Below are 26954 nucleotides of genomic sequence, written 5' to 3' on the forward strand. Positions count from 1 at the left end.
TTAGTACTTTTGCTACAATGAAATTTACCATCAAACAAATTGCGGAAATTCTAGAAGGAACCATTGAAGGAGATCCAGCTATTGAAGTAAATAAACTCTCAAAAATTGAGGAAGGTGAATCAGGAAGTTTGAGTTTTCTCTCAAATGCAAAATACACTCCTTATATATACAAGACAGAAGCAAGTGCGGTTATCGTGAATAAAGATTTTGTTTTGGAGCAAGAAGTAGATTGCGCTTTAATAAGAGTAGAAGACGCCTACCTCGCATTTTCTAAGCTGTTGGAATATTATCAAATGGCAAAGAATAATAAATCTGGTATTGAACAACCATCATTTATTCATAAAACGGCTTCTTATGGAGACGGTTTTTACCTTGCGGCTTTTGGTTACATAGGAGAAAATGTAAAAATAGGAGACAATGTAAAGATATTTCCTAACGTCACTATTGCCGAAAATGTAAGCATAGGAAATGATTGCATCATTCAATCTGGAGTTCAAATTATGGCCGATACGATCATAGGAAATCATGTTTCTATCAACTCCGGAAGTGTAATAGGAGCTGATGGTTTTGGATACGCACCTAAAGAAGATGGTAGCTATTCAAAAATTCCACAGACGGGAAATGTAGTAATCGAAGATCACGTTAATATAGGAGCGCTTACTACTATTGATAAAGCTACTTTAGGAAGTACGATTATTAAATCTGGTGTAAAGCTAGATAACCAAATTCAAGTGGCCCATAACGTTGAGATAGGAGAAAATACAGTAATCGCTGCCCAAACTGGTATTGCAGGATCTGCAAAAATTGGTAAAAACTGTAGAATAGGTGGACAAGTAGGAATTGCTGGCCATATAGAAATAGAAGATAATGTAGGCATTCAAGCACAAAGCGGTATAGGCAGAAAATTAAAAAGTGGATCCATAGTTCAAGGTTCTCCAGCATTTGATTTCGGAGACTGGAATAGGAGCTATGTGCTATTTAAAAATTTAAGAAAAATCGAATCGAGAATCACTGATCTTGAGAAAAAATAAGGTGAAATGACGGTAACAGAATTTAAGCAAACTACAATAAAAGACGAAGTAACCCTATCTGGAGTAGGATTACATACTGGTAAAAAAGTTACCCTAGTCTTTAAAGCGGCTCCGGAAAATCATGGATATGCTTTTCAAAGAGTTGACCTAGAAGGTAGTCCGATTATTGAGGCAAATGCCAACTACGTAACTGATACTAAAAGAGGAACTACTTTAGATAAAAGAGGTGTTCAAATCAATACGTGTGAGCATGTTCTTGCTGCATTAGTTGGTCTAGAAATAGACAACTGCTTAATAGAAATCGATAGCAGCGAGCCGCCCATTATGGATGGTTCTTCAAAATTCTTTGTAGAAGCTCTTGAGAAAGCTGGTAAAGTCGAGCAAGATCAATTCAGAGAAGAATATGTTATTAAAGAGATCATCTCTTATAAAGACGAGGAAACCGGTAGCGAAATTATCGTTATGCCAGCAGACTCCTATCAAATTACCACAATGGTAGATTTTGGTACTAAAGTATTAGGTACTCAAAATGCTACACTAGAAAAGCTGAGTAATTTCAAAGATGAAATTTCTAGTTCTAGAACATTTAGCTTTCTTCATGAAATAGAAATGTTATTAGAGCATGGACTCATTAAAGGTGGTGACTTAAACAATGCTATAGTTTACGTAGATAAGGAGTTGTCAGAGAAAACAACTGAAAGCCTTAAAAAAGCATTTAATAAAGACAATATTACCATAAGACCTAATGGTATTCTAGATAATCTTGAATTGCATCATCCTAATGAAGCTGCGCGACACAAATTACTTGATGTTATAGGCGATCTAGCACTTGTAGGTTATAGAATTAGAGGAAAGGTAATTGCTACAAAACCTGGACATTTTGTAAACACACAATTTGCTAAAAAACTATCTAAAATAATAAAGAAGGATATTAAAGATAATGTCCCTCAAGTTGATATTGATAAGGAACCACTTATGGATGTCGTTCAAATCATGAACGTACTTCCACACAGGCCGCCTTTCTTGCTTATTGATAAGATCTTTGAATTATCAGATTCTCATGTGATAGGTTTAAAAAATGTAACGATGAATGAACCATTCTTCGTAGGTCATTTTCCAGGACAACCAGTAATGCCAGGAGTTTTAATAGTAGAAGCTATGGCGCAAACTGGAGGGATTCTTGTTTTAAGTACGGTTCCTGATCCAGAGAATTACTTAACCTTCTTCATGAAAATGGATAATGTAAAGTTCAAAAGAAAAGTATCTCCTGGTGATACACTAATATTTAAATGTGACCTCATATCTCCTATAAGAAGAGGTATTTGTCACATGCAAGCTTATGCTTATGCAAATGGTATTCTTTGTGCCGAGGCTGAGTTAATGGCACAAATTTCAAAAGTAAAATAATGAATCAACCACTAGCATACGTACATCCTGGCGCAAAAATCGCAAAAAACGTTGTAATTGAACCCTTTACCACTATTCATAATGATGTAGTTATAGGAGAAGGTTCTTGGATAGGATCAAACGTTACTATCATGGAAGGTGCTCGCATAGGAAAAAATGTAAGCATATTTCCTGGTGCTGTAATAAGCGCTATTCCTCAAGACAAGAAATTTGAAGATGAAGACACGGTAACAATAATTGGTGACAATACTACAATTAGAGAATGTGTAACCATCAATAGAGGTACTTCTGATAGAATGAAAACTGTTATAGGTAAAAACTGTTGGATCATGGCTTATTGTCACATCGCTCACGATTGTATAGTAGGAGACAACTGTATCTTTTCTAACAATAGTACTCTAGCTGGTCACATTACGGTCGGTGATTATGTCGTGCTTGCAGGAATGGCTGCTGTGCAACAGTTTTGTCAGGTAGGTAGTCACGCATTTGTATCTGGTGGATCATTAGTGCGTAAAGACGTTCCTCCATATGTAAAAGCTGGTAGAGAACCTTTGAGTTATGTAGGGATCAATTCAGTTGGGCTTCGTAGAAGAGGCTTTGAGCTTGAAAAAATTAGAGAAATACAAGATATTTACCGCATTCTTTATCAAAAGAATTATAACGTTTCTCAAGCGGTAGAAATAATCGAGGCAGAAATGAGTGCCACACCAGAACGAGACGAAATATTAGAATTTATTAAAAACACAAAGCGAGGTATCATGAGAGGATACATCAGCAAACAATAGAATATGGCAAGTACAAGCGACATTAGAAAAGGATTATGCATCCGTTACAATCATGATATCTATAAAATCATTGAATTTTTACATGTAAAACCTGGAAAGGGACCTGCATTTGTAAGAACAAAGTTAAAATCGGTAACCTCTGGAAAAGTTATTGATAATACGTTTTCTGCAGGGCATAAAATTGAAGATATCAGAGTAGAAACTCAAGCTTTTCAATTTTTATATCAAGATCCAGAAGGATATCACTTTATGAATACTGAAACTTATGAGCAAATACGTTTACAAGAATCTGTTCTTGATGCACCTGGATTGCTTAAAGAAGGTGAGATTGTAAAAATTCAAATTAATACAGAAGATGATTCGCCATTATCTGTAGACATGCCTCAATATGTAGTTCTTGAAGTAACAGCTACCGAACCAGGAGTTAAAGGTAATACGGCAACTAATGCTACTAAACCTGCAACCGTTGAAACTGGTGCTGAGGTAATGGTACCACTTTTCATTAATGAAGGTGACGTTATCCGTATCGATACTGAAAAAGGAAACTATCACGAGAGAATGAAGCAATAGTGAAGTTCCCTAAAGCATATACACTTTCTGAAATAGCTGCTATCATTGATTGTGGTTACAAAGGTGACGCAGCATTTCCAGTTTTGGGAATGAATGAAATTCATGTGGTAACGCCTGGTGACATTGTATTTGTAGATCATCCTAAATATTATGATAAAGCATTGGAGAGCGCCGCTACTATCGTTTTGATTAATAAAGAGGTGGAATGTCCTGAAGGTAAAGCTTTACTCATTTCAGACGATCCTTTTAGGGATTTCAATAAACTAACAAATTATTTTCTTCCTTTTTCCGCTTTCGCGAAAGCGCAACTTCCCAAAAGCATAGGAAAAAATTCTCATATTCATCATACGGCCAGTGTAGGTAAAGATGTTGTCATAGGAAGTAACACGATCATTCATGCAAATGTTAATATAGGGGATCGTACCATAATCGGTGATGATGTAACCATTCATGCTGGGGTAGTCTTAGGCGGCGATGCATTCTATTACAAAAGAAGGCCAGAAGGTTATGATAAATTACTGAGTAATGGTAGAGTGGTGATTCATGATCGAGTTGAGATAGGTGCAAATAGCACAATAGATCGAGGTGTTACAGGAGACACAACTATAGGCTATGGAACTAAGTTAGATAATCAGGTACAAATAGGACACGATACTGTATTAGGTAATCATGTTCTCATTGCAAGCCAGACTGGAATTGCTGGTTGTGTAGTTGTAGAAGATGAGGTTACCATATGGGGCCAAGTAGGGATAACTAGTGGCATAACTATAGGTAAAAAAGCTGTGATATCTGCAAAGTCTGGTGTTAGTAAAACTCTTGAAGGAAACAAACATTACTTCGGCATTCCAGCAGATGATTTTAGAAGTAAATACAAAGAAATTGCTGCGATAAAGCAAATTCCTGAAATGATGCAATTGGTCAAAGAATTAGATAAAAACCGTTAATATTTTAACGAAAAGATAGAATTTAAAACTAGGTTAACATTTCAATCTTACCTAGTTTAGCATAAAATTAAACAAATTGATAAATGGCTGTTTCAGCAAAAAAAGTAGTTTTAAATTTTTTAGATTCTGACGTATTTGTTAATACAGAATTGTTTGATAAATACATGCATAAAGATTTAAAAATGAATTGGCATGCAAGTTCTGGTTACAGAGAGTTTGACTATGATGATTACTATAGATTATGCCAGTCTACAGCGGCATCTTATGAAAGTATGAGAACAGAAATCTCTCACATTTTCAGCGATAAAAAAGAGGTAGCTGCTAGGTTTACAGTTTACGTAAGAACTAATGAAAACCCAAGAGAAGAAGTACCTATAGGTTATTTTGTTTCTATTTTTAAAGTAGAAGATGAAAAGATCATTGAAGTGCATCAATCCAGCCATCCATCACAAGATTAAATAAAAATACTCCATACATAAAATATAAAAAATGAGCGTTTTAGTAAACAAAGATTCTAAAATTATAGTACAAGGTTTTACCGGTAGTGAAGGAACATTTCACGCAGGTCAAATGATCGATTACGGTACTAACGTAGTAGGTGGTGTGACGCCAGGAAAAGGTGGTCAAGAACACTTAGGTAAACCAGTTTTTAATACAGTTCAAGAAGCTGTTGAAAAAGCAGGTGCTGATGTTACTATCATTTTTGTGCCACCAGCTTTTGCTGCTGATGCGATTAAGGAGGCTGCTGATGCTGGTATTAAAGTAATCATCACGATTACAGAAGGTATTCCAGTGGCAGACATGGTAAAAGCTGCAGATTATATTAAAGATAAAGACTGTAGACTAGTAGGTCCTAACTGTCCAGGAGTAATCACTCCAGGAGAAGCAAAAGTAGGTATCATGCCAGGTTTTGTATTCAAAAAAGGAAAAGTAGGTATCGTTTCTAAATCTGGAACGCTTACTTATGAAGCATCTGACCAAGTGGTAAAACAAGGTTATGGTATTTCTACAGCAATAGGTATAGGTGGTGACCCAATCATAGGTACAACTACAAAAGAAGCTGTCGAATTATTCATGAATGATCCAGAAACGGAAGCTATCGTGATGATAGGTGAGATAGGTGGTCAGTTAGAAGCTGATGCGGCAAAATGGATCAAAGAAACTGGAAATAAAAAGCCTGTTATAGGTTTTATCGCAGGTGAAACTGCTCCTGCAGGAAGAACTATGGGGCACGCAGGTGCGATCGTAGGAGGATCTGAAGATACAGCACAAGCTAAAAAAGCTATTATGTCAGAATGTGGAATTCACGTTGTGGATTCACCAGCTGAAATCGGTAAGAAAGTTGCCGAAGTATTAGGATAAATTTTCTTAAACCAGAACAAGTAACAGTTAATCGGCGCTTGTTCTGGTTATTTTATATAAACCAACTACTTATGAAATTATTAGAAGGTAAAAATGTCATCATTACTGGTGGTAGTCGTGGGATAGGTAAAGGTATCGCTGAGGTGTTTGCAAAACATGGAGCAAACGTAGCATTTACTTATGCCAGCTCTGAAGGTCCTGCTCTTGAGTTAGAAAAAGAACTTTCTTCACTAGAAATCAAAGCAAAGGCTTATAAAAGCAATGCAGCAGATTTTAAAGAAGCACAAGAACTTATCGATCAGGTAACAAAAGACTTTGACAGCATTGATGTATTGATCAACAACGCTGGTATTACCAAAGACAATTTGTTAATGAGAATCAGCGAAGAAGATTTTGATAAAGTAATTGAGGTCAACCTGAAGTCTGTTTTCAATATGACCAAAGCGGTTCAACGTACGATGTTAAAACAACGTAGCGGTAGTATCATTAATATGAGTAGTGTAGTAGGAGTCAAAGGTAATGCTGGTCAGACCAACTATGCAGCTAGTAAAGCTGGAATTATCGGTTTTAGTAAGTCTGTAGCTCTAGAATTAGGTTCTCGTAACATTAGATGTAACTCTATAGCACCAGGTTTTATTGAAACTGAAATGACTGGAGCGCTCAACGAGGCAACAGTTCAAGGATGGAGAGATGCCATTCCTTTAAAACGCGGTGGTACTCCAGAAGATGTGGCAAATGCATGTGTATTTCTTGCCAGTGATCTTTCTACCTACGTAACAGGGCAAACTCTTAACGTAGATGGCGGAATGCTAACTTAATAAAAAAATACTTTTATGACCGTAGTTTTGATGATTGTAGCTGCAGGTATTGCTGCCTTAATAGCTCTTTTTCAGTACGGTTATATAGGTACATCAAAAAATACTAGAAAAAAACCGTGGTTTGCGTTATTGCGCTTTCTCACGGTTTTTTCTATTTTATTACTTTTTATAGCTCCTAGATTTGACTCTAAAACCTATGAATCCTTGCTACCTCAATTAGTTATTGTAGTAGACGATTCTAAGTCTATTGATTACCTCGATTCTGGTGACGCTGTGAAAAAGGATTTGGAATCGATTTTAAATAATCAAGAGCTAAATTCAAATTTTGAGATTCAGACCTATAAGTTTTCTGAAACTATACAGCCACTCGATTCTTTAGGTTTTCTTGCGACAGAGACTGACTTAAGTGTTGCCATAACGCAACCTCAAGAGTTATTTAAGAACAGAAACAAAGCGGTAGTTGTTCTCACTGATGGCAATCAAACCACTGGAAATAGTTATTCTTACTCACAAATAGATGAGAAAACAAGCTTATATCCGGTGATCTACGGTGATACTACGCAGTATGCAGATCTACAAATTACAAACATAAACGTGAATAGGTATTCCTACCTTAATAATGAGTTTCCTGTAGAAGTGTTTGTTTCCTATCAAGGTCAGGAAAAAGAGTCGCGTTTATTTAAAATTACCCAAGGAAATAGCACCTTGTATTCTGAAACACTTTCTTTTGATTCTAAGAATAGGTCGGCAATTGTGAGCTTTAACCTTACCAGTAAAGCAGTAGGAACTCAATCTATGGTGGCGACTATAGAGGCGCTTCCTAATGAAAAGAACACTCAAAACAATTACCGAAGCTTTGCGGTTGAGGTGATCGATCAACAGACTAATGTTTTGATTCTAAGCGACCAGTTGCATCCAGATATCGGCGCTTTGAAAAAGGCAATAGAGTCTAACCAGCAGCGTAAAGTCACGATTAAAAATACCAGTGAAGATTATGATCTCAATGAGTATAATCTAGTGGTAATGTATGGTGTGAGTTCCGCTTTCGAGAAAGCGTACACACAAATAGATCAATTTAATAAAAATACATGGGTGATTACAGGTAGCCAGCCCGACATTGATTACCTGAATAGTAAATACCAAAGTTTTGAGTTAGAAAACAGTTTTGACTTTGATGAGGCACAGCCTATTCTCAATACATCTTACTCTACATTTAATCTAGATCAATTGAGTTTTGATGATTATCCTCCAGCTCAAGTGCCTTTTGGAGAATTGATTTTTAATACAAATGTTGACGTACTTTTTTATAAGAAAATAGGCGCAATTGCGACTACACAACCTATATGGTTTAATTATGAAGATGGTGATTCTAAACGTGCGGTGACACTAGCAAGCGGTTTATGGAGATGGAGAGCTCAAAGTTATTTAGACGAGCAAGATTTTAAGAATTTTGATGATTTAGTGAGCAGTCAGGTGCAATACTTAGCCAGCAATAAAAAGCGCAATAGGCTAGAGGTAACTTACGAGCCATTCTACTATCAAAATAAAAGTATTTTAATAAATGCTCAATATCTGGATAAAAATTATGAATTTGAAGACAATGGTATATTAAACTTAAATATAACTAATACTGAAAATAAGGAATTGATCACCAGACCTTTTGTACTAAGTGGTAATTCTTACGTAGTTGATTTAAGTGGTCTTGAAGCAGGTGATTATAGATTCACAGTTAAAGTAGAAAATGACCAGTTATCGCGCAGCGGTTCTTTCAGTATTTTAGAATATGATATTGAAAAGCAACAAGTAAATGCGAGTGATGCTGGAATGAAAAAATTAGTAGGTAATGAAAGGGTTTATTATCAAGGACAAACAGCTCAGTTGATAGAAAACTTGAACACAGACCCATTATTACAAACAGTAGAAAGAGCAAGTGTTAAACAAACCAGTCTAATAGACTGGAAGTACCTTTTAGGCCTTATCTTGCTATTATTAGGACTAGAATGGTTTTTAAGAAAATATAACGGATTAGTTTAAAAAAGAAAATTATGGAAAAATTACCTAAAGCAGCGGTATTCACTTTAATAGGATTAGTGATACTTGCTATTGTTATTATTAAAAGTTCGGTCGTGATTGAGTCAGGACAAGCAGGAGTTTTATTTAAAACCCTTAACGATGGTGTAGATAGAGAAAATACCTATGGAGAAGGATTTCACATCATCGCTCCATGGAATGATATGATCATTTATCCGGTAAGACAGTTGTCTGTAAGCGATAAAATGAGAGTACTTTCTGTAAATGGTCTTGAAGTAACTGTAGATGGAACCGTATGGTACCAGCCAGAATATGATAAGTTACCTTATTTACACCAAGAAAAAGGACGTGAGTACGAATCTCAAATTCTTGCACCAGCAATAAGTGCTGCAGCGAGAAGTGTGGTAGGTCGTTACACACCAGAGCAATTGTATTCTAGTAAGCGTGATGTCATTCAAAATGAAATTCTAGATGAAGTTCAAAAAGAATTATCAACGCAGTACATACAAGTAAACAGAGTTCTTGTAGAAGACGTGACGTTACCACCTAAAATTAAGTCTGCTATTGAGCGCAAATTAGAGCAAGAGCAAGAAGCATTAGAATATGAGTTTAGGCTTGCTAGAGCGACTAAGGAAGCACAAAGACAAAAAATTGATGCCGAAGGTAAAGCGGTAGCCAACAAAATTTTGAGCGCTTCTTTAACTGACAAGATTCTTACTGAAAAAGGAATCGAGGCAACTTTAAAGTTAGCAGAATCTCCTAATTCTAAAGTGATTGTAGTAGGTGGCGGCGAGAGCGGTGGTTTACCTATTATTTTAGGAAATCAGTAACAGATATTATTGAATTTTAAAAAGCGCAAATCTCATGATTTGCGCTTTTTTAGTTTATAACAGTTTGACCTTTAAATGTTTTCTTATCTTTAAGAACATTTAAACGATGGTTATGTCTAGATTTTTACTTTTAATTTTTCTTACTTTTAGTGTTCAGTTTGCGCAGTCGCAGTGTCTACCAGTAACACAGTTTGATTATTCCAATTATACAGGAACAAGTGCAGAAATAAATTGGACGCCTGCAGGAACAGAAACTGCCTGGGTAATTGAATACGGTGTGCATCCCTATAACCCAGCAACTAATTCTGGGGTGATAATATTTTCTACTGGTTCTCCTATTTTAGTAGTTACTGGATTGACACCTAATGTAGCGTATGATTTCTTTATTTCAGCAGATTGTCAAAATTTAGGAACTAGTGGTCAGACAGGACCGGTTATAGTTCCTTCTAATTCAATTAACGGTAGAATTATTTATGATTCAGATTCTAATGGTTGCAGTACCACTGATCCCATGGTGAGTGGAATGCGTATAAACGCCCAAGCTACTTCAGTTTCGTCTTTGTTCTCTGCCATTACAGATTCAAATGGAAATTATGAAATTTTAGTTCCTAGTGGAAACTTCACTTTAGATATGGATTTCAATAACTCGATAGTTAGCGTAAATCCTCAAAGTACAAATATTTCTTTTCCGAATAGTAGCAATAATTTTACACAAGACTTCTGCATTGTTCCAATAACATTACAACAAGATATAGTCGTCAGGATAATACCTATTAACCAAGCTAGGCCAGGTTTTAACGTGATGTACGATGTAATAGTCAGTAATCAAGGTACTTTACCAGTTAGTGATGTATTGAAATTCTCTTACAACAATACACTAATGACTTTTTTGTCAGCATTACCTACACAGGATAGTACAACTGCAAATAGTATTTTCTGGAACTACACTTTAAATCCATTTGAAAGCAATACCTATAGAGTTACAATTAATTTAAATGCACCAACACATCCTACTAATCCATTAAATGGTGGAGATATTATCTTACCAAATGCTAGTAGTTATCTTAATAGTGCTGATGTTGATCTTTCTAACAACTTCTATGTATTAGATCAAACTGTAGTAAACAGTTACGATCCTAATGACAAAACTTGTCTACAAGGCAATACTATTGAGCCAGATATGATAGGTGAATACTTGGAGTATCTGATACGTTTTGAAAACACAGGAACGGCAAGCGCCATTAACGTAAGAGTTAAAGATGTCATCGATACCTCTAAATTTGATATAGACAGTTTTGCGCCGTTAAACTCTAGTCATGAGTATTATGCCAGCATCACAAATGGTAACGAAATTGAATTTTACTTTGACGACATCAATTTAGATTTTAACGATGCGACAAATGATGGTTATGTTCTATTCAAAATCAAAACATTGAATTCATTAGCACTAGGCGATAGCTTTGATAATACTGCCGAAATCTATTTTGACTTCAACTTTCCGATTATTACCAATACCGAGACTGTTACTATTTTAAACACGACAAGTGTTGCAGATCCTACTGAAAATAGCATCTTGCTATCTCCTAATCCATCACAAGACTTTATAAGCCTTGATGCTGCCTTCACGATTGAATCGCTTTTGATATACGATATTCAAGGAAGAATGCAGTCGCAATATGATGAGTCGACAACGGATTTTGAAGCACCTATTTCTATTGCAAAGTTGAGTCAAGGCGTTTATTTTCTTGTTGTAAATAGCGATCAAGGTCAGGAAACGTTGAAGTTTATTAAGAAATAAAGATTCTTTAGGGTTTTGTAGTTAAAGCTCTTAGATCATGAACAAGCAACGTGTCAAACCCTTTTCGTTAGTAGCAAGCTACTTAACTTTTTTCCCTTCATCTGAAGGGAAATACTTTATTTAGATATTATTATAAGTTCCTCCTGAAATTATTGAATTCTAAAGACATTTTTAATTCTTACTAAGTTGACTTTATTAGTCATGCGTTGAATTAGTTGAGCATTTGCAATGCGGATTGCTGCAAACAAAATACGAGCAAAACAAACACCTAATAATAAATTAGTATACTTTACAAAAGCGCGCTATTCAGTATTGTTTATATTATAAAAGCTTTAGTGCTAGTACAAGCATTCTCCATCCTTTCCGACCAAACCTACGCTGCGCTCCAATTTGCCCACCTTTCCTTTTCTAAGGAAAGGAGTTTTTAAAGATGGCGCAATTTCCATATCGAGCGCATCTGTGATGCGTTTGAACTAGTTGAGCATTTTTAATGCACATTGCTCCAAGTAATAAAAGAGCTTTATGAAATGTTTTTAGGAATGAAGCCTTGAATCTGTTTGCAAAGCAATTTTCAACTTCAACTTTAACTTAAGTTTAAACTTAAACCTAAATTACGATCCATAAATACGCGTGTCTGCAATACCTACGATGACCCATTTGTCGTCTATAAAAAAGAGTGTGAACTTATTAGTTCCTATATGCGATAACAAATTATTGAAATAGAATTCATAAGTGGTAGAAACAGTTGCGACCTGAGTATCGTTGCTGTAACTGATCTCAATAAGGCGTTCTTCAAAGGGAATACTATCTGGTATACTCGCAATTCCTTTTAAGAATCCGTCTATTTTTGTTTTGTTGATCATGCGTTGTTCACCTTTGATAGACATTGAGGTAAGCATGATTTCTGGTAGGATCATTTCTTTTAATGCCACCGTATCTTGCGCGTGAAAATTTTTAAAAAAGGTCTTCACAGCATCCACAGGATTAGGTTTTTCAATAGTCACCACGGTAGAATCTTGTGATATAGGTTGTTGTGAGTAAGCTTTCGCGAAAGCGAGAACACAAATAGCAGTAAATAGAAGTCTCATATCGTATCCATTAAATTGAGCTGTAATATTAGTACTTTTGCTAGACTTAAAACAAGTTTATGTCTACCGCAAAGAAGCAATATAAAAGAGTAACCGTTAAAACCCTTGTAGAAATGAAGGGCAATCACGAAAAGATCTCGATGTTAACGGCTTATGATTATACCATGGCAAAAATTATCGATAGCGCAGGAATAGACGTGATTCTTGTGGGCGATAGTGCGAGTAATGTAATGGCTGGACATGAAACGACCTTACCGATAACGCTGGACCAAATGATTTATCATGCCAGTAGTGTGGTGCGAGGTACAGAACGTGCTCTTGTGGTGGTAGATTTACCTTTCGGTAGTTATCAAAGTGATCCTAAAGAAGCTTTGCGCAGTGCGATACGCATCATGAAAGAAAGTGGCGGACACTCCGTAAAACTAGAAGGTGGAAGCGAGGTAAAAGAATCTATAAAACGTATTCTTAATGCAGGTATTCCAGTGATGGGACATTTAGGACTCACGCCACAATCCATTTATAAATTTGGTACCTATACGGTTAGAGCCAAAGAAGAAGAAGAAGCGGCAAAACTAGTGGAAGACGCACTTGCGTTACAACGTTGGGGTTGTTTTGCACTGGTTCTAGAAAAAGTACCAGCAGCACTCGCAAAAAAAGTAGCCGACCAACTTACCATTCCAGTAATAGGAATAGGAGCAGGCGCTGGCGTGGATGGCCAGGTTCTCGTTTCTCACGATATGTTTGGGATGACACATGAGTTTAATCCGCGATTTTTACGTCGTTATTTGAATCTATATGAAGATATGGGAAATGCGGTAGCCAACTATGTAAAAGACGTCAAGGCAGTCGATTTTCCTAATGAAGAAGAGCAGTATTAAGAGTTAAGAAATAAGAATCAAGAAACAGGAATCAAGAGTTAAGAAACAAGAGGTAAGATTCAAGACTCAAGAAACTAGATTCAAATAGTATGAACGTCTCTTTTTAGGAGGCGTTTTTTTGTGGTTGGTGGTTTGGCTTTTGCTGTAGATCAGAAAGACTGCTAAAACTTTAATCCAACAGATTTTAGTTCACACACTTTTCAGAATAGTTTCTGGCGGCTTTAGTTCTTAGCAAATTTTATTAATGGATCTAAGTTACCATTATCAGCCTTTTTTAATGCTTTGATGTATTCTTTCCTCGTTTCGTTTGCTTTAACCATATTTGATTGATGCCACGTGAATATTTCACCACCAAAAATAGATTCGATAATGATGTCTGCCATCATTCTTGAATGCCTACCATTCCCATTTGGGAAACAATGAATAGATACAAGACGGTGTTTAAACCTTATAGCGATTTCTTCTGGTGGATACGTTTTATTGTCAATCCAGAACTTTGTGTCGTCCAACAAATTCTTTAATTCTATTCCAATATTTGGCCACGAGATTCCGATGTTCTTTTCAGTTCTTCTAAATTGACCAGCCCATTTCCAGACATCGCTATACATTCTTTTATGCAAGTTTTTGATAAACTTTTCTGTTAGAATATTTCCAGGTTTAAATTTTGTGTAAATGGTCCATTCGACTGCTTTTTCTATGTTAAGCTGTTCAAATTCATCCAATTCTTCATGAGTAGTAATTGACTTTATTTTTAGACCATTCTTTTCCTCTTCCTCTAATGGAGTTTGTCCATTTTTATAATCAAATTCTAATCCCATAGTGACTTTCTCATCTCACGTTTTAATTCAGCAGCAAGCTCCTTAATCGTTTTGTCCAATTTTTGATCTCCTATTCCTTGGTTTTCTAATTGCATTGTTTGATTGGTTCGCATTACTATTTTTCGGGCTAATTCCTCGGCTTTATTCTCTATCAAATTGTTGATGGTTCCATTTTTTGGAACTAACGCATATACTAACTTAAAGTCCATTGCCTCAGCTGCATCTTTTAGGGAATTAAGTGTTATCGTCCCGCTCGCCTCACTTTCTTCAATTCTTTTCACACCTTGCCTGGTTATATTTAGTTTGGTGCCTAGTTGAGCCATAGTCATATGCAGCGCAGTACGAATGGTATTGGTCCATCCACGTTCTGGGATTAATACTTTGCTAGTTTCATAAAAAGGCTGTAATTTTTTATCCAGCTGTTCGATCAAAAGGTGGTGCTTATTTCTCATCACATGTAAATGTTTACGTTTACAATACAATTTATATGTAAACATATATATTTACAAATATAATAAAAAGTAAACTTATATGTTTACTTTTGAAAACATCATAAGTAAATGATCGCGGTTTTAAGCGTAGTTTCTTACTGTGAATGTATAAAACAAAAGTAAAATAGCATCTACGCGAGTATTTCCTTATTCAATAAGCTGCTATTACAACTTCTGTAAGAAGTAGTGGTTTTTATGGGTGGTAGTTTCGCTTTCGCGAAAGCGAGTTTTTAGAAATTAAATGTCCTACATTTTGAAACCCTTATTTTAATCTATAAATGGTTTTATTTTTTTCTGCTATGTTATCCAAAATAGAAGTAACTAATTTTAAAATGGAAGATGTTATTTCGTAAGGTGGTTTCAAAACTGATACTATCATTTGATACTATCAAAGATACTATCATTAATGATTTGTTATATAGAGAAGTAGACCTTTTTTAATTGAGGACAGTGGCTTTATATTTAAAAAAAGCATCAATTGCATACTGTAGCAAGCCCTTAAAACAAGCTTTTGCCATCGCTAAAACGGATTGAAATGGTGGTTGATTCTGCTCATATTTCTTTGAGAATGGTTATTGTGTCAACCCAAATAATAACTTTTTAAATACATTTTCAGTAATTATCTTATGTTTATCAATTATAAATAATGGTAATTTATCATTGGTTTTGTTATCAATTTTCTATAATAAAAGCGTACTATTGATAGATAAATTATTTAATTATGAAAAAAATTACCATATTCTTATTCGTATTCATAGTTTTTGAGTTTGCGACAGCTCAAAACCTTGCTCTTAATGGTACGGCCACCGCAAGTTCTGTCGAAAATGGAGGGACTTTGGCAGTTAATGCTAACGATGGTAATGCTGCTACACGTTGGGCATCTTCTTTTTCTGACCCAGAATGGATTACTATCGATTTAGGTGCTAGCTTTGATATTGGACGAGTGGTATTAAATTGGGAAGGTGCATTTGGAAGTTCTTATGAAATACAAATTTCTAATGATCCTACATTCACCACATTTACTACTGCTTTCACTACAACTACTGGAGATGGCGGCATTGATGATATATCGGTTAGTGAAACAGGTAGATATGTGAGAATGTATGGCACGGTAAGAGGGACACCTTTTGGATATAGTCTATGGGAGTTTGAAATTTATGAAGCAGTAGACCCTTTAATAGACACTTCGTTAAGTGACCTTACCGTCAATGGATCAACAGTAGCTGGTTTTTCATCAAGCACCTTAGATTATAATATTTTATTACCTATAGGTACAACGGTTGTCCCAACGGTTGTAGCTACCGCAGCACAAGCATCACCAGCAACAGCTGTGGTTACTAACGCTGCATCGCTTCCAGGAGTAACTTCTATTCTAGTAACTGCGCAAAATGGAACAGATACCAATACCTACACCATTAGTTTCACCGTAGAGATCACACCTGTAAATCAAACTTTTGATTTAACTTTTGAACCAGGATCAGTTGGCAGCGTTGCTACTAATTGGAATGTGTTTGAAAACGATTCTAATCCACCATTTGAAGTGGTGTCAAATCCAGATGCCACTGGTGTTAATACGTCTCCTACGGTAGCCAAATTAATAACCTTAACAGCAGGTGAACCTTTTGCAGGTTGCGAAACACAACATGGAACCATCTGGAAATGGGTTTTAGACGGGACAACTACTACTATTACCATAGATGTTTATAAAACGGTAATTAGTGATGTTGGTATTAAAATGGTAAATGAAACTTCGGGCACTATTTTTCAGCTGTTACAACCCAATACAGTTACAAACGCATGGGAAACCTTAACCTATGATATCACAAGTGCTATAACAAGTGGAGATAATAATGACGTAGACCAAATTGTAGTCTTTACAGATTGGCAACCTAGAACTTCTGATAATATTTCTTATTTTGATAATATTTCATGGGAAGGACTTAAATTAGCCGAAGCACCTTTACTTAGCATTCCCACTATGGATACAACTGTAATTAAAGTTTATCCTAACCCTACACAGCAAGTTTGGAATGTAACCTCTAGTAATCAGGTTTTAAATTCCATTGAAGTATTTGACGTTTTGGGAAAACAAGTATTGTCCCTACGCCCAAATGCTAATGATACCATCATTGATGCTACTGCGTTAACAAACGGCTTATATATTGCAAAAATAACAACAGACACAGGTAGTAAAAGTCTAAAACTTCTTAAGAAATAAAATGTAATTTTTAGCCATTTATTTAAAAACGCTTCTTTTTAGGAGGCGTTTTTTTATGGGTGATAATTTCGCTTTCGCGAAAGCGCGTTTTATACTATTTTCACTATTCTAAATTTAAAATAAAACCACCATCAAACCATCCAAACCTATCATTACATGAGCCAACTTAACGATATCGTGTCGCAGCGCAAGAAAGGATTAAGCTCTAGCGAGATAAGACAAAAGCTGGAAGAAGATGGAGTAGAAGAGGCCCAAATCCAGTTCTACCTACAAAAATCTGACGAGCTGTTTTTTAATCAAATGATGAGTCCTAAAAAGACGGAAACTGCTTCTACTAATAATGCCACCAAAGTCATAAAAATCATTACTTTGATATTGTGCTTACTGCTCTTAATAAGCATCTTTTTGGGCTACATCACCACTGGTTTATTAGGTCTATTAATAATTTGGATTTTGATTAGGTATAGTTCTTTTTGAGAGTGAGAGTAGTAGGGAAGATTTCTTTAATAAGTTAGTTCATTGTAATCCATCGCTTTCTAGTTTAAATTACACCAAATGATTTCATCATTCTTCAAAGTGAATCTTGGAAAAAAGTTAAAATTAGTAGTAACATCAAATTCTGGTTCCAATACAATCCACCATTCAAAATTCTCTTTTTTCAAATTAATAGCAGACAAGAAATACATCGTTTGTAATTCACTTTTAGTTTTTTCCCATTTTGAATCGCGATAACATTCTTCCATATATTGGAACAATTTGTCATTTATGCTTTTCCATCTTTTTTCAAATTCTTGTATTTGCTTAATTTGTTTATTAGAAGGAACATTTTGATCTTCAACTTCAATAGTTAATTCAATTAGAGCTTTTGAAATAGGCATTTTGATAAGTCCAGACCACTCAAATTCGGTTTTATTTTTATGAAGCTGTAACTTGCCGTAATTAGCTAAGATAAATTCTGGATTTTCTTTATTCCAATTCAGCAATTTTATATTTTTTATTTAATTATACTTAAAAATTATGAATAACAAAGTATCGAAATAAATAAGTCTTTGCTATTATCGCAAAATAAGGATTGATTTAGGATGATTTGTCTATAAGTACTTTAGTTATATAATAAACGTGATTTCACTTGTTTTTCATCACAATAATTTGTTGGGGACATTTATTATAATTCGCTCAATATTTTCATAAGGTTCATTTTCCTCCATATACTGCAATGAATCAAAGGCAATTCCTGTTTTACCTTTTTTAATTTCAGAGTTAACAATTTGTTCTAGTTTTTTAATTCCGACAGCACCTACTCCGAAGTAATCTATAATAATAGAATTGCTTTTTTCAAAATGAGCTTTTATTATTAATGCTTTTCGATTTGTAAAATTTATAAGTTCTAACCTTTCGTTTAATCCAATATCAAGTTCATTTGCAATTCTTGAGGCGTTATTCTTATCAATTTTCATTTTTTGGATTAAATACTTTTCTACTGTTAAAGGAAATAAGCGTTCAATAAATGAATTTTGAGAGTAGTTTTTTGCCCATGGTAAATTAGCATTAGTTTTTTGTAAATGCTTAATTGATTCAATTGTAAGGTCAAATTCAATAATCCGAACACTTGGAACATAAATCCGTATTAGTTTTCCACTTCTGAGTTCAAAATCTGGTACAGAAATTCCGTTTATTTCAAACTCTTTACTATAAAAAATAGTGTTCGTCATAATTATACTAAATGGTTATATATGAATCTCTTAACTTGTAAATAGCGATAAGTTTAAGCACAAGTCCTACTTCCAAAAGTCTTTCACTTCCTACATGATCTTTGACGCTAGATATTTCTGGACTTCATAAACATCAATGCTTTTATTGAACTTTTTACTTACTGAAGGTATGTTTTCACTCGAAATATAAATTTTCAACTCAGCGTCCAGATCAAATGTTCCAGCAGTTTCTAAGGAAAGTCTTGATATGCTTTTATAGGGTAATGATTTATACTCTACTTTGCTTCCCGTGAGTCCTTGCACATCAATTAGTATCAATCTTCAATTCGTTATCCATAATTCTGCTTACCAGCGTATAGTAATTGAATCTATTTTTGACTCTAAATTTTCACCTCTAAGTTCAATTCTTTTTTTCTCATTATTCCACCAATCGTCATTTAGTTGTTTTTTATCTATTGAACAACTTGCATTAATCCATTCGATCTTAAAATGAATATGTTCCAAATCTGGCTGGAAATTTTCCAAATGTTCATTATGCATAATTTCCGAAATTGAAACTCCTAATCTAACGTCAGATAAAGTATGAAATTTAGTACTTTTAATACTTATTAAACGGATAAGATCATTAATATTACCGTTTTCTGAAGTCTCTACAGCTAGAAGGATTTCTCCGTTTGAATTATAAATTTCATAAGAGTCATACATATCTTCTCCTGGATGTTCACCATATGCTACAGTCTTCCTAATTTGGTTACTTGGAAGTATTGTGTACAAATCTTTAATAGTCATTCCTTTTTTTAATATTCCAACTCTATTCTTATGAATTCTAAAATTATCAAAAGTGTAAATGCCTTTATACAAATAATCAGCATTAATAGACAAGTTATTTTTAGTTTTAATTACTAAACTTTCTGAAATTTCGCCAGATTCTATAGATGTATGACAATTAGGGCAAACAGAAATTAGATTTTTAAAAACAGTATTTGCAGGGTTACCATCTATATGATGGTGTTCTAGCTTTGAAGCATCTGCATAATTACAAAACGGACATTTCAATTTAACTTCTTGAAGTAGCTTTATTTTTAATTTATAATTTGGATTTTTTCTTTTGTTCAAATTTATTGGTTCATTTTAGTCATTTACGATAATATAGTCAGATTTTTTAGTTACGAAAAAAATATTGACTTTTCAAATATACTTTAATATTGACAAGAGAACTGTTTGATTGTTTACTATACATTGCTTAAGCGGCTGTTTTTTTTCTTAAAGTTTTAATGTTTCTAACATCCTTTCTAACTCATGCACTTTATCCTTTTGATTACGATTACTATACTGCCGTTTTAGGAATAAAAACTCTTTGTCGAGCCGTTTTTGTAGTTGTTCCTTTGATTGGTCTAAAAGAGGAAATTTGTCGTTTGATAAAATATTCAAAAGCGAATAAAGATTGTCATAGTTTTCTATGAGTTCTTGCTCAAAGAATTCTTTGTGCTCTGAAAAAATTTGATTGGCAACTAAGAACAATAAGTGCAAAGGCATTTGATAGTATTCAGAGCTGTCAATATGAGAAAATCTGTCTTGCGTTAAAATATGATTAGTTAATCCTTTGAAAAAGCTTTCTTTCTCGTTTCTGCCTTTGAACCCAGATTCATTTTCAAAGAGCAACGCAACTCCCGAACAAATAAAAGATTCTTTTACCAATGGTGAAAAGTCAATTTTGGAAGGGTTCCAACCTTGATGAATAGTTTTAAATTTATTGATTAACTCTTTCGCTGTTTGAATAGGGTTGTCTTGTTGGCTTATTATAAATCCTAGACTTTTTAATGCAGACCAATATGGTTCTGTATAAGTTCTGTCCCAAAAGAATTTGTCAGAGCTAATATAATTTGTTATTGCCTCAAGTAAAGTTGAAAGGATATTTTTGTCTTCTTTGTGCCTGATAACTTCTACATAGAAATTGAACTTTTGTAAATTAAATGACTGCAAATCTAAACTCAAAAATTCAACAGATTTTTTCTTGTAAGTTTCTGTCAATAATTTTATTTCTGAATTGTAAATGTCGTTTGGCTTATACTGACGACTATTTATTCTTGGTCTATAACTAAAAATCCAATCTTCAATCTCCGAATTTGATAGTGCTTTCTTCAAAGACTGAATTATGTTCTCGTAGTTCTTTTTCTTTGTTTCAATCCATTCTATTTGTTTCTCAATTCCTTTTTCAAAAAACTGTTCATTTCTTTCATTTTTTCTTTCGGAATCTTCGTAAATGGAAAAACGCTCTGTTAGTTTATTTGATGCTTCAAAATAATTGTGTGCTACAATTAATAAGAGAACTTTCAAATTAGATTTTACAACTGTTTTTTCATCTGTAAGTTTAGAAGCTAATTGTAAATACTCTTTTGGACTAAAATTTAACGAAGATATAAATACACAATCTTGAATTATCGGAAGTTTTAGATTGTCCCAAAATTCAATCCAAAGAGAAATATCTTTTCTAATAAGAACGGAAGATATAAAACTAAACTCGTGGTTTAACATTATATAATCCGAATGGCGTGTTGCTTCTTGAGCAAAACCCCAAAGATTTTCTTTTGGAAGTTTTGATATGGAATTCTCATATCCATTAAAAAATTCTTTGTCATACGTTCTAACAGCATCAAGTAATTTGTCAGGGCTAACATTTATGTTTACCCATTCTTCCTTTTTGTTTAAAACCCAGTCTATTGGAAGATTTTCAATTAAGTCAGCATAGAAACCGTGAAGCATTTCGGTTTTATCTAATAACGATTTCAATACTACTAAAGAACTAAAGCGTGAATCTTGAGCAATGTTCAGGGCTAATTTATTCTCTAACCACGAATGAATGTAATTTTGAATAACGTGAGTTTCATTATAGTGCCCGTCTTTTTTGAATATTCTACTCAGAAATTTATTGAAAACAAATTCTGACAGACTTTTTTCTGAATGAGCTTTATATGACGTATAAAGCGGATTGTCTTCTAAAATTTTCTCTAATTCTTTATCTACGTTAGGGGCATCAACATCTTTAACCTCTGCATTTTCACCAGCTTTAATTGATTTGTATAATAAGTCAGCAACATTGCTTATAAATGGCATTATAGAATCATTCAGTGATGAAATTCCACCTAAGAGTTCAGCGAGTTTGCGTTCTGGATATTTTTGCTCAAGAGCGTAAAAGTCATATTTGTAAAAAAGGTCTTTATTCATTAAAGGTGTAAATAGGTTAATGGAATTTCGTGTTGATTGGAACTATTCCAATATTTTTGAAAAATTGATATTATAAAATCCCTTGTGTCTGGAGTGGATACTTTGAGAATTCCTGTGGATTGTTCTGATTTTAAATGATAACCTAAAGAACTACCGATTAAATACACATCGGTACTATCAATAATCAAGAATCTATCATGAAAAAATCTTCCGCCTTGATTCGCCACGTCTCCTTTATTGATAACTCTCAAACCAAACCTACAATCTTTTGCTGGTGCGATTACGACCTTTACTGCATTATGGACATCCGTTAAATATGATTGAGTTGAGTCTAAGCCTTTTAAAGTTAGAATCTTAATAGTAATGTCGTTTTTAATGTTTGTAAATATGTTTTGGTCAGCATTGGGTGGTTTTACATTGAAATAAGGATCCCAAATAATTACTTCATCAATAGCGTTATCAATCAAGTCTTGATACATCAAGGGATTGTCGCTGGGATAAGTGTCTTTATGGTAAAACCAATATTCACTTTGTCCGCATTCGTGCATTCTAAGCGCAGCATTTACAGGATTTGTCAAAAAAATATTAGCCATTTTCTGTTTCTTTAGCAAAGTCCATGATATTTTGAGAAAACTCATCTGAGCCATACCATTTCTCAATCTCTTTGATTATGAGTTTTCCTGAAGAATCAGGAACTTTAGCAATGCATGTTGCTCTGTTTCCAAATTCATTGAATGAACTTCCTATGAACCAAACATTTTTATCTGTAACAATAAATCTGTCGTGAAGAATGCTGTTGCCTCTAAGAATGCGGACTTCAATTTTTCCGAATGGTTTGCTATTGTATTCTTTAACTACAGTTGCTATTTTTTTAGCTTCTTCTTTTGAAACAGCTTCTTTACTGTTAAGTATCTTTATTTTAACCCCTGAATTTTTAATTTGAAATGCAAACTCAACAATGTCCATACTACTGAAATATGGGTCACATAAATAGCAAGTATCATTAGCGTTGTTTATGATTTCTCTGATGATAGATTTTGCGTTTTCTTTCAGTTTGCTTTTTTCAGCTTCATCTTTTGCTCCAGAATAAAAAATAAATTCTTTGCGTTCGGCAAGTTCTATGTGATGTCTTTCTTTGTCTGCGTTTTTGAAATAATATTCAGGATTGAAATCCTTGGTTTTTCCAACAACAGAAGGTTCTACTTTAGAAAATTTTTCTACTACAAATTCTTTCTTTTCTTTTTCCGTTTCAACTTTGACGTGAAAGTCTGCTTGTTTCATAGACAATCCTATTTGAATTCTCCTTAGAAATGTCGCAGGTTCGTGAATGGCAATCAAATCATTATCTTGGTTGTAGATTCTAAGTTCAAATAGATGTGGTTCGTGAGGTAGTTCTATAAGGCCTGCTTGCTTTGTTATTTCAAATGTTTTATCTAGAGCTATTGCATCTCCGTGTTTGTCTATAATTCTAAACTTCAATGACTCAAAATTCTTTTTGCGTGTTAGTATTTTGTAAAAGACACCTGTTGGGTTAGTAGAAAGGGAGATTTCCACTTCTCTAAAATATGGATTTGGTGCAGACAGATAAATGTTCCCAATGTGCTCTCTTTTTTGTAAAATGTCAAAACCTAACCACTCCATAGTTAATTCTTGCATTGCTAACATTTCCTTTGTTATACTTGCAGAAATAAATTTATTGTCGGTTTTTCGATCATTGTCAATTTGACTCCAAACCAATAAACCTGATTTTCTTTTTGGAAGGATTGAAGCAACACCTTTGTCTATGTAGAAGTTAGAAGCGAAAACTAAAGGATAATTTCCTGAAGGTTCTTTTACAAAAGTTGTATTGATGAAAGATATTTCTTGTCCGTCAATAACAAAATTTTCAAATGGTTTGTCAAACGCCTTTAAAGCAATATCAACAGAAGCTATTTCGTCAATGGAAAGATAAAATGAATATTCGTCTAATTTCGATTGATCGGTTCTAACAGAACCATTTTCCCATTTGTCGTTTGGAATATAGTAAGAATATTCATCGTCAGTTTGCAATTCAATTACAGAGAATAAATGATACCAATTTTTCGTCAGCTTGTCTTGAGCTAAAAGAGATGTCCGAATGGCTTTGGTGTATTTTTGCCCTAGTTTTTCTATCATTTACTTTATTGATTTTTAGTTGTTTGAATAGCCGCCAACTAGTAGTATTTTAATAAACACACTCCTTATCCCATAAAAACAAAAGGAAATAAAGCACATCCAACTCACCATTCCACCGCCCAAATTACAACCTCAAAATCTTCTTCCTTTACGGGAAACCGTAACAAGGAGCAATACAGCAGCAAATGATTCTTTAAATCTAAATTATTTAATCCTACCCAAAGCGGTATTTCGTACAACAAATCAAAATTTGAGTATAAATACCCATGCTTTTTTCTAACTAAAAACAGACTTTTGATCTTGTTCATTTAGATTACTACTAACTACTGCCACTGAAAACTGAAAACTGCCACTGAAAACTAAGACTTGTAACTGTTCATTACTTGTGAATACTTCACATAATATCGCTTTACAAACCACTCCAAGTTCTTTATTTTTAAAAATTACAATTAAAATTATTCATGGGAACATTTATTATCGAAGGTGGACATCAATTAAAAGGAGAAATTCAACCTCAAGGTGCTAAAAATGAAGCGCTTCAAATACTTTGTGCGGTCTTATTAACCGACCAGCCAGTAGAAATCAATAACGTTCCTGACATTATAGATGTCAATAAATTGATCGCTTTACTCAACAATCTAGGCGTTAAAGTGACTAAAAACGGTAAAGAATCCTACACTTTTCAAGCCGATAATATCAACCTGGACTGGTTACAGTCTGAAGAATATAAAATCCAAGGTCGTGGCTTGCGTGGTTCCATCATGTTAGTAGGTCCATTACTGGCTCGTTTTGGTAAAGGATACATTCCGCGTCCTGGTGGAGATAAAATCGGTCGTCGTCGTCTGGACACGCACTTTGAAGGTTTTATCAAACTAGGCGCAAAATTCAGGTACAATAAAGAAGAATATTTCTACGGTGTAGAAGCAGACGAGCTTCACGGTGCTTACATGTTGCTCGATGAGGCATCGGTAACAGGTACCGCAAACATCGTGATGGCAGCCGTTCTTGCCAAAGGTAAAACTACCATCTACAACGCTGCTTGTGAGCCATATTTACAGCAATTGTGCAACATGCTCGTGCGCATGGGTGCTAACATTTCTGGAATAGGTTCTAATATGTTGATCATAGAAGGAGTGGAAAAATTAGGTGGTACGACGCACCGCATTCTGCCAGATATGATTGAGATAGGTAGCTGGATAGGTCTTGCTGCGATGACTAAGTCTGAGGTGACGATCAAAAACGTTTCTTATGACGAGTTGGGAATCATTCCAGCCACATTTAGAAAGCTAGGAATCACTATCGAGCGTCAGGGCGATGACATTCACATTCCTGCACATACCGATGGTTATGAGATCCAGAATTATATAGATGGTTCGATTCTAACCATTTCTGACGCGCCATGGCCAGGTTTCACACCAGATTTATTGAGTATTGTTCTAGTGGTGGCAACGCAGGCTAGAGGTAGTGTGTTGATTCACCAAAAGATGTTTGAAAGCCGCTTGTTTTTCGTTGATAAATTGATCGACATGGGTGCTAAAATCATTCTTTGTGATCCGCATAGAGCGAGTGTGATTGGGTATGATTTTCAGTCGCAGTTAAAAGCAACAACCATGACCAGTCCAGACATCCGCGCCGGAATCTCTTTATTGATCGCTGCTTTGAGTGCCAAAGGTACTAGCACCATTCACAACATTGAGCAAATAGACCGTGGTTATCAAAACATCGACACGCGTTTGCGTGCTATAGGAGCAAAGATCACTCGTTTAGAATAAGTTTTTTAGGTTTCCGCTTTCGCGAAAGCGGAATTATTTTAAAGATCTGTATTTGATTTTATGACTTTTGACTTAAGAAAAGGTTGTTTCTATAAAGCTGTTGTGATAATAGCCAGCTTGTTATGTGTCGCTTATAATAGTTATGCTCAGCAAAAATTACCAGTAAAAGAGCAAAATGAAGCTTTTGTAGACAGTGTCGAGAATATATTCCCAAAGCCATTAGGATTAGTAAATGATTACAGCAATGTCTTGACTGATGATCAAGTGTCTTTTCTATCTGATTTATTAGAGAATTATAAGAAAGATTCTTCGAGGCATGTTGTCCTTGTTACGATTGATAGTATGGAGCCTTACCAAGATATCGTGAATTATGGTACTGATTTAGGTAACTTTTGGGGAGTTGGAACTAAGGAGAAGAATAATGGAATACTTATCGTATTCTGTAAACCTTGCAGTCAAGTAGGAATAGCCACTGGAAAAGGAACAGAGCTGGTTTTAACTAATCAAATTTGTCAAGAAGTGGTAAATAAGGATATGCTTCCAAAATTTAAAAACAATCTGTATTACGATGGTTTATTAAGCGGCGTAGAATCACTTTTAAAGCAATGGAAATAAATTAACTGTTGAAGATGGCAATCAATACTGCCAACACCCAACTCTTATCTTCCCTCAAAGGGAAGACGGTAGTTCGGGAGTTGTATGATCATTGCGACTTAGCTAGAAATTTAGGTTTTCCCTCGGAGGGAAATGTCCGCAGGACAAAGGGTGTAGCGCATGAGTAAATTCTTGATAATAACACCGCCAACACCCAACTCTTATCTTCCCTCAAAGGGAAGACGGTAGTTTTGGTGTTATATGAACATTGCGTCGCATCTAGAAATTTAGGTTTTCCCTCGGAGGGAAATGTCCGACCTGTGCTGAGCCTGTCGAAGTAAGGACAAAGGGTGTGCCGCATGAGTAAATACACGAGATTAAAACCGCCAACACCCAACTCTTATCTTCCCTCAAAGGGAAGACGGTAA

General features: G+C 34.7%; 25 protein-coding genes and 1 pseudogene. 16 read left to right on the plus strand and 10 right to left on the minus strand.

Annotation, left to right across the window (positions count from 1 at the left end; translation table 11 throughout):
- The first annotated feature begins 17 nt into the window (after positions 1-17).
- The 11 genes from lpxD to DDD_RS13685 all read left to right on the plus strand — a co-directional run bounded on the left by lpxD (position 18) and on the right by DDD_RS13685 (position 11576).
- Complete coding sequence (gene lpxD, locus DDD_RS13635) at positions 18-1031, plus strand: UDP-3-O-(3-hydroxymyristoyl)glucosamine N-acyltransferase (RefSeq protein ID WP_015363501.1); 1014 nt, start codon at positions 18-20, stop codon at positions 1029-1031.
- A gap of 6 nt (positions 1032-1037) precedes the next feature.
- Positions 1038-2438 (plus strand): bifunctional UDP-3-O-[3-hydroxymyristoyl] N-acetylglucosamine deacetylase/3-hydroxyacyl-ACP dehydratase, encoded by a 1401-nt coding sequence (locus DDD_RS13640; protein WP_015363502.1) that lies wholly within the window; start codon positions 1038-1040, stop codon positions 2436-2438.
- Complete coding sequence (gene lpxA, locus DDD_RS13645; RefSeq protein WP_015363503.1) at positions 2438-3223, plus strand: acyl-ACP--UDP-N-acetylglucosamine O-acyltransferase; 786 nt, start codon at positions 2438-2440, stop codon at positions 3221-3223. The genes DDD_RS13640 and lpxA overlap by 1 nt, the downstream gene beginning before the upstream one ends.
- A gap of 3 nt (positions 3224-3226) precedes the next feature.
- On the plus strand, positions 3227-3793 hold the full coding sequence (gene efp, locus DDD_RS13650) for an elongation factor P (RefSeq protein ID WP_015363504.1): 567 nt from the start codon (positions 3227-3229) through the stop codon (positions 3791-3793).
- Positions 3793-4737: a UDP-3-O-(3-hydroxymyristoyl)glucosamine N-acyltransferase gene (locus DDD_RS13655; RefSeq protein WP_015363505.1), complete on the plus strand. Its 945-nt coding sequence runs from the start codon at positions 3793-3795 to the stop codon at positions 4735-4737. Before efp ends, DDD_RS13655 begins: the two co-directional genes overlap by 1 nt.
- Positions 4738-4820: 83 nt before the next feature.
- Complete coding sequence (locus DDD_RS13660; RefSeq protein ID WP_015363506.1) at positions 4821-5195, plus strand: nuclear transport factor 2 family protein; 375 nt, start codon at positions 4821-4823, stop codon at positions 5193-5195.
- Positions 5196-5226: 31 nt separating this feature from the next.
- A complete protein-coding gene (gene sucD, locus DDD_RS13665; protein WP_015363507.1) occupies positions 5227-6099 on the plus strand; it encodes a succinate--CoA ligase subunit alpha in 873 nt (290 codons plus the stop codon).
- Between the two features lie 71 nt (positions 6100-6170).
- Positions 6171-6917 (plus strand): 3-oxoacyl-[acyl-carrier-protein] reductase, encoded by a 747-nt coding sequence (fabG, locus tag DDD_RS13670; protein WP_015363508.1) that lies wholly within the window; start codon positions 6171-6173, stop codon positions 6915-6917.
- 15 nt (positions 6918-6932) lie between these two features.
- Positions 6933-8951, plus strand: coding sequence for a hypothetical protein (locus DDD_RS13675; protein ID WP_015363509.1), 2019 nt, complete (start codon positions 6933-6935; stop codon positions 8949-8951).
- Positions 8952-8962: 11 nt separating this feature from the next.
- Positions 8963-9778: a prohibitin family protein gene (locus DDD_RS13680; protein WP_015363510.1), complete on the plus strand. Its 816-nt coding sequence runs from the start codon at positions 8963-8965 to the stop codon at positions 9776-9778.
- A 112-nt stretch (positions 9779-9890) separates the two neighbouring features.
- Positions 9891-11576, plus strand: a complete 1686-nt coding sequence (locus DDD_RS13685; protein WP_015363511.1) for a DUF7619 domain-containing protein — start codon at positions 9891-9893, stop codon at positions 11574-11576.
- Positions 11577-12187: 611 nt separating this feature from the next.
- On the opposite strand, the gene DDD_RS13690 is transcribed toward DDD_RS13685, so the two are convergent.
- Positions 12188-12664: a 3-methyl-2-oxobutanoate hydroxymethyltransferase gene (locus DDD_RS13690; protein WP_015363512.1), complete on the minus strand. Its 477-nt coding sequence runs from the start codon at positions 12662-12664 to the stop codon at positions 12188-12190.
- Between the two features lie 59 nt (positions 12665-12723).
- Here DDD_RS13690 and panB point away from each other — a divergent pair, with 59 nt between their 5' ends.
- The gene (gene panB / locus DDD_RS13695; RefSeq protein ID WP_015363513.1) at positions 12724-13542 is read left to right on the plus strand and encodes a 3-methyl-2-oxobutanoate hydroxymethyltransferase; all 819 of its coding nucleotides are present in this window, start codon (positions 12724-12726) and stop codon (positions 13540-13542) included.
- 221 nt (positions 13543-13763) lie between these two features.
- Here panB and DDD_RS13700 read toward each other — a convergent pair whose 3' ends face one another.
- Positions 13764-14360, minus strand: coding sequence for a mobile mystery protein B (locus DDD_RS13700; protein WP_015363514.1), 597 nt, complete (start codon positions 14358-14360; stop codon positions 13764-13766).
- On the minus strand, positions 14351-14812 hold the full coding sequence (locus tag DDD_RS13705; protein WP_015363515.1) for a mobile mystery protein A: 462 nt from the start codon (positions 14810-14812) through the stop codon (positions 14351-14353). The genes DDD_RS13700 and DDD_RS13705 overlap by 10 nt, the downstream gene beginning before the upstream one ends.
- A 760-nt stretch (positions 14813-15572) precedes the next feature.
- Here DDD_RS13705 and DDD_RS18045 point away from each other — a divergent pair.
- Entirely contained in the window at positions 15573-17069 is a 1497-nt protein-coding gene (locus tag DDD_RS18045) for a galactose-binding domain-containing protein (protein WP_015363517.1), read from the plus strand.
- Between the two features lie 156 nt (positions 17070-17225).
- Complete coding sequence (locus DDD_RS13715) at positions 17226-17546, plus strand: hypothetical protein (RefSeq protein ID WP_015363518.1); 321 nt, start codon at positions 17226-17228, stop codon at positions 17544-17546.
- A gap of 59 nt (positions 17547-17605) precedes the next feature.
- On the opposite strand, the gene DDD_RS13720 is transcribed toward DDD_RS13715, so the two are convergent.
- The 7 genes and pseudogenes from DDD_RS13720 to DDD_RS13750 all read right to left on the minus strand — a co-directional run bounded on the left by DDD_RS13720 (position 17606) and on the right by DDD_RS13750 (position 24160).
- Positions 17606-18052 carry a hypothetical protein gene (locus DDD_RS13720; protein WP_015363519.1) on the minus strand — a complete coding sequence of 149 codons (447 nt, stop codon included), beginning with the start codon at positions 18050-18052 and terminating at the stop codon, positions 17606-17608.
- A gap of 156 nt (positions 18053-18208) precedes the next feature.
- On the minus strand, positions 18209-18781 hold the full coding sequence (locus DDD_RS13725; protein ID WP_015363520.1) for a hypothetical protein: 573 nt from the start codon (positions 18779-18781) through the stop codon (positions 18209-18211).
- Positions 18782-18871: 90 nt separating this feature from the next.
- Positions 18872-19102 (minus strand): annotated as a pseudogene (locus DDD_RS17755) (PH domain-containing protein); the annotation flags it as partial.
- A gap of 24 nt (positions 19103-19126) precedes the next feature.
- Positions 19127-19897, minus strand: coding sequence for an HNH endonuclease signature motif containing protein (locus DDD_RS17760; protein WP_015363522.1), 771 nt, complete (start codon positions 19895-19897; stop codon positions 19127-19129).
- 147 nt (positions 19898-20044) lie between these two features.
- On the minus strand, positions 20045-22006 hold the full coding sequence (locus DDD_RS13740) for a hypothetical protein (RefSeq protein WP_015363523.1): 1962 nt from the start codon (positions 22004-22006) through the stop codon (positions 20045-20047).
- Complete coding sequence (locus tag DDD_RS13745) at positions 22006-22599, minus strand: hypothetical protein (RefSeq protein ID WP_015363524.1); 594 nt, start codon at positions 22597-22599, stop codon at positions 22006-22008. Before DDD_RS13745 ends, DDD_RS13740 begins: the two co-directional genes overlap by 1 nt.
- Positions 22592-24160, minus strand: a complete 1569-nt coding sequence (locus tag DDD_RS13750) for a VPA1262 family N-terminal domain-containing protein (protein ID WP_015363525.1) — start codon at positions 24158-24160, stop codon at positions 22592-22594. The genes DDD_RS13745 and DDD_RS13750 overlap by 8 nt, the downstream gene beginning before the upstream one ends.
- A gap of 461 nt (positions 24161-24621) precedes the next feature.
- Here DDD_RS13750 and murA point away from each other — a divergent pair, with 461 nt between their 5' ends.
- On the plus strand, positions 24622-25932 hold the full coding sequence (gene murA, locus DDD_RS13755) for a UDP-N-acetylglucosamine 1-carboxyvinyltransferase (RefSeq protein ID WP_015363527.1): 1311 nt from the start codon (positions 24622-24624) through the stop codon (positions 25930-25932).
- A gap of 60 nt (positions 25933-25992) precedes the next feature.
- Positions 25993-26547, plus strand: coding sequence for a TPM domain-containing protein (locus tag DDD_RS13760; protein ID WP_015363528.1), 555 nt, complete (start codon positions 25993-25995; stop codon positions 26545-26547).
- Positions 26548-26954: the final 407 nt, after the last annotated feature.

The organism is Nonlabens dokdonensis DSW-6, from assembly GCF_000332115.1.
GTDB classification, from domain to species: domain Bacteria; phylum Bacteroidota; class Bacteroidia; order Flavobacteriales; family Flavobacteriaceae; genus Nonlabens; species Nonlabens dokdonensis.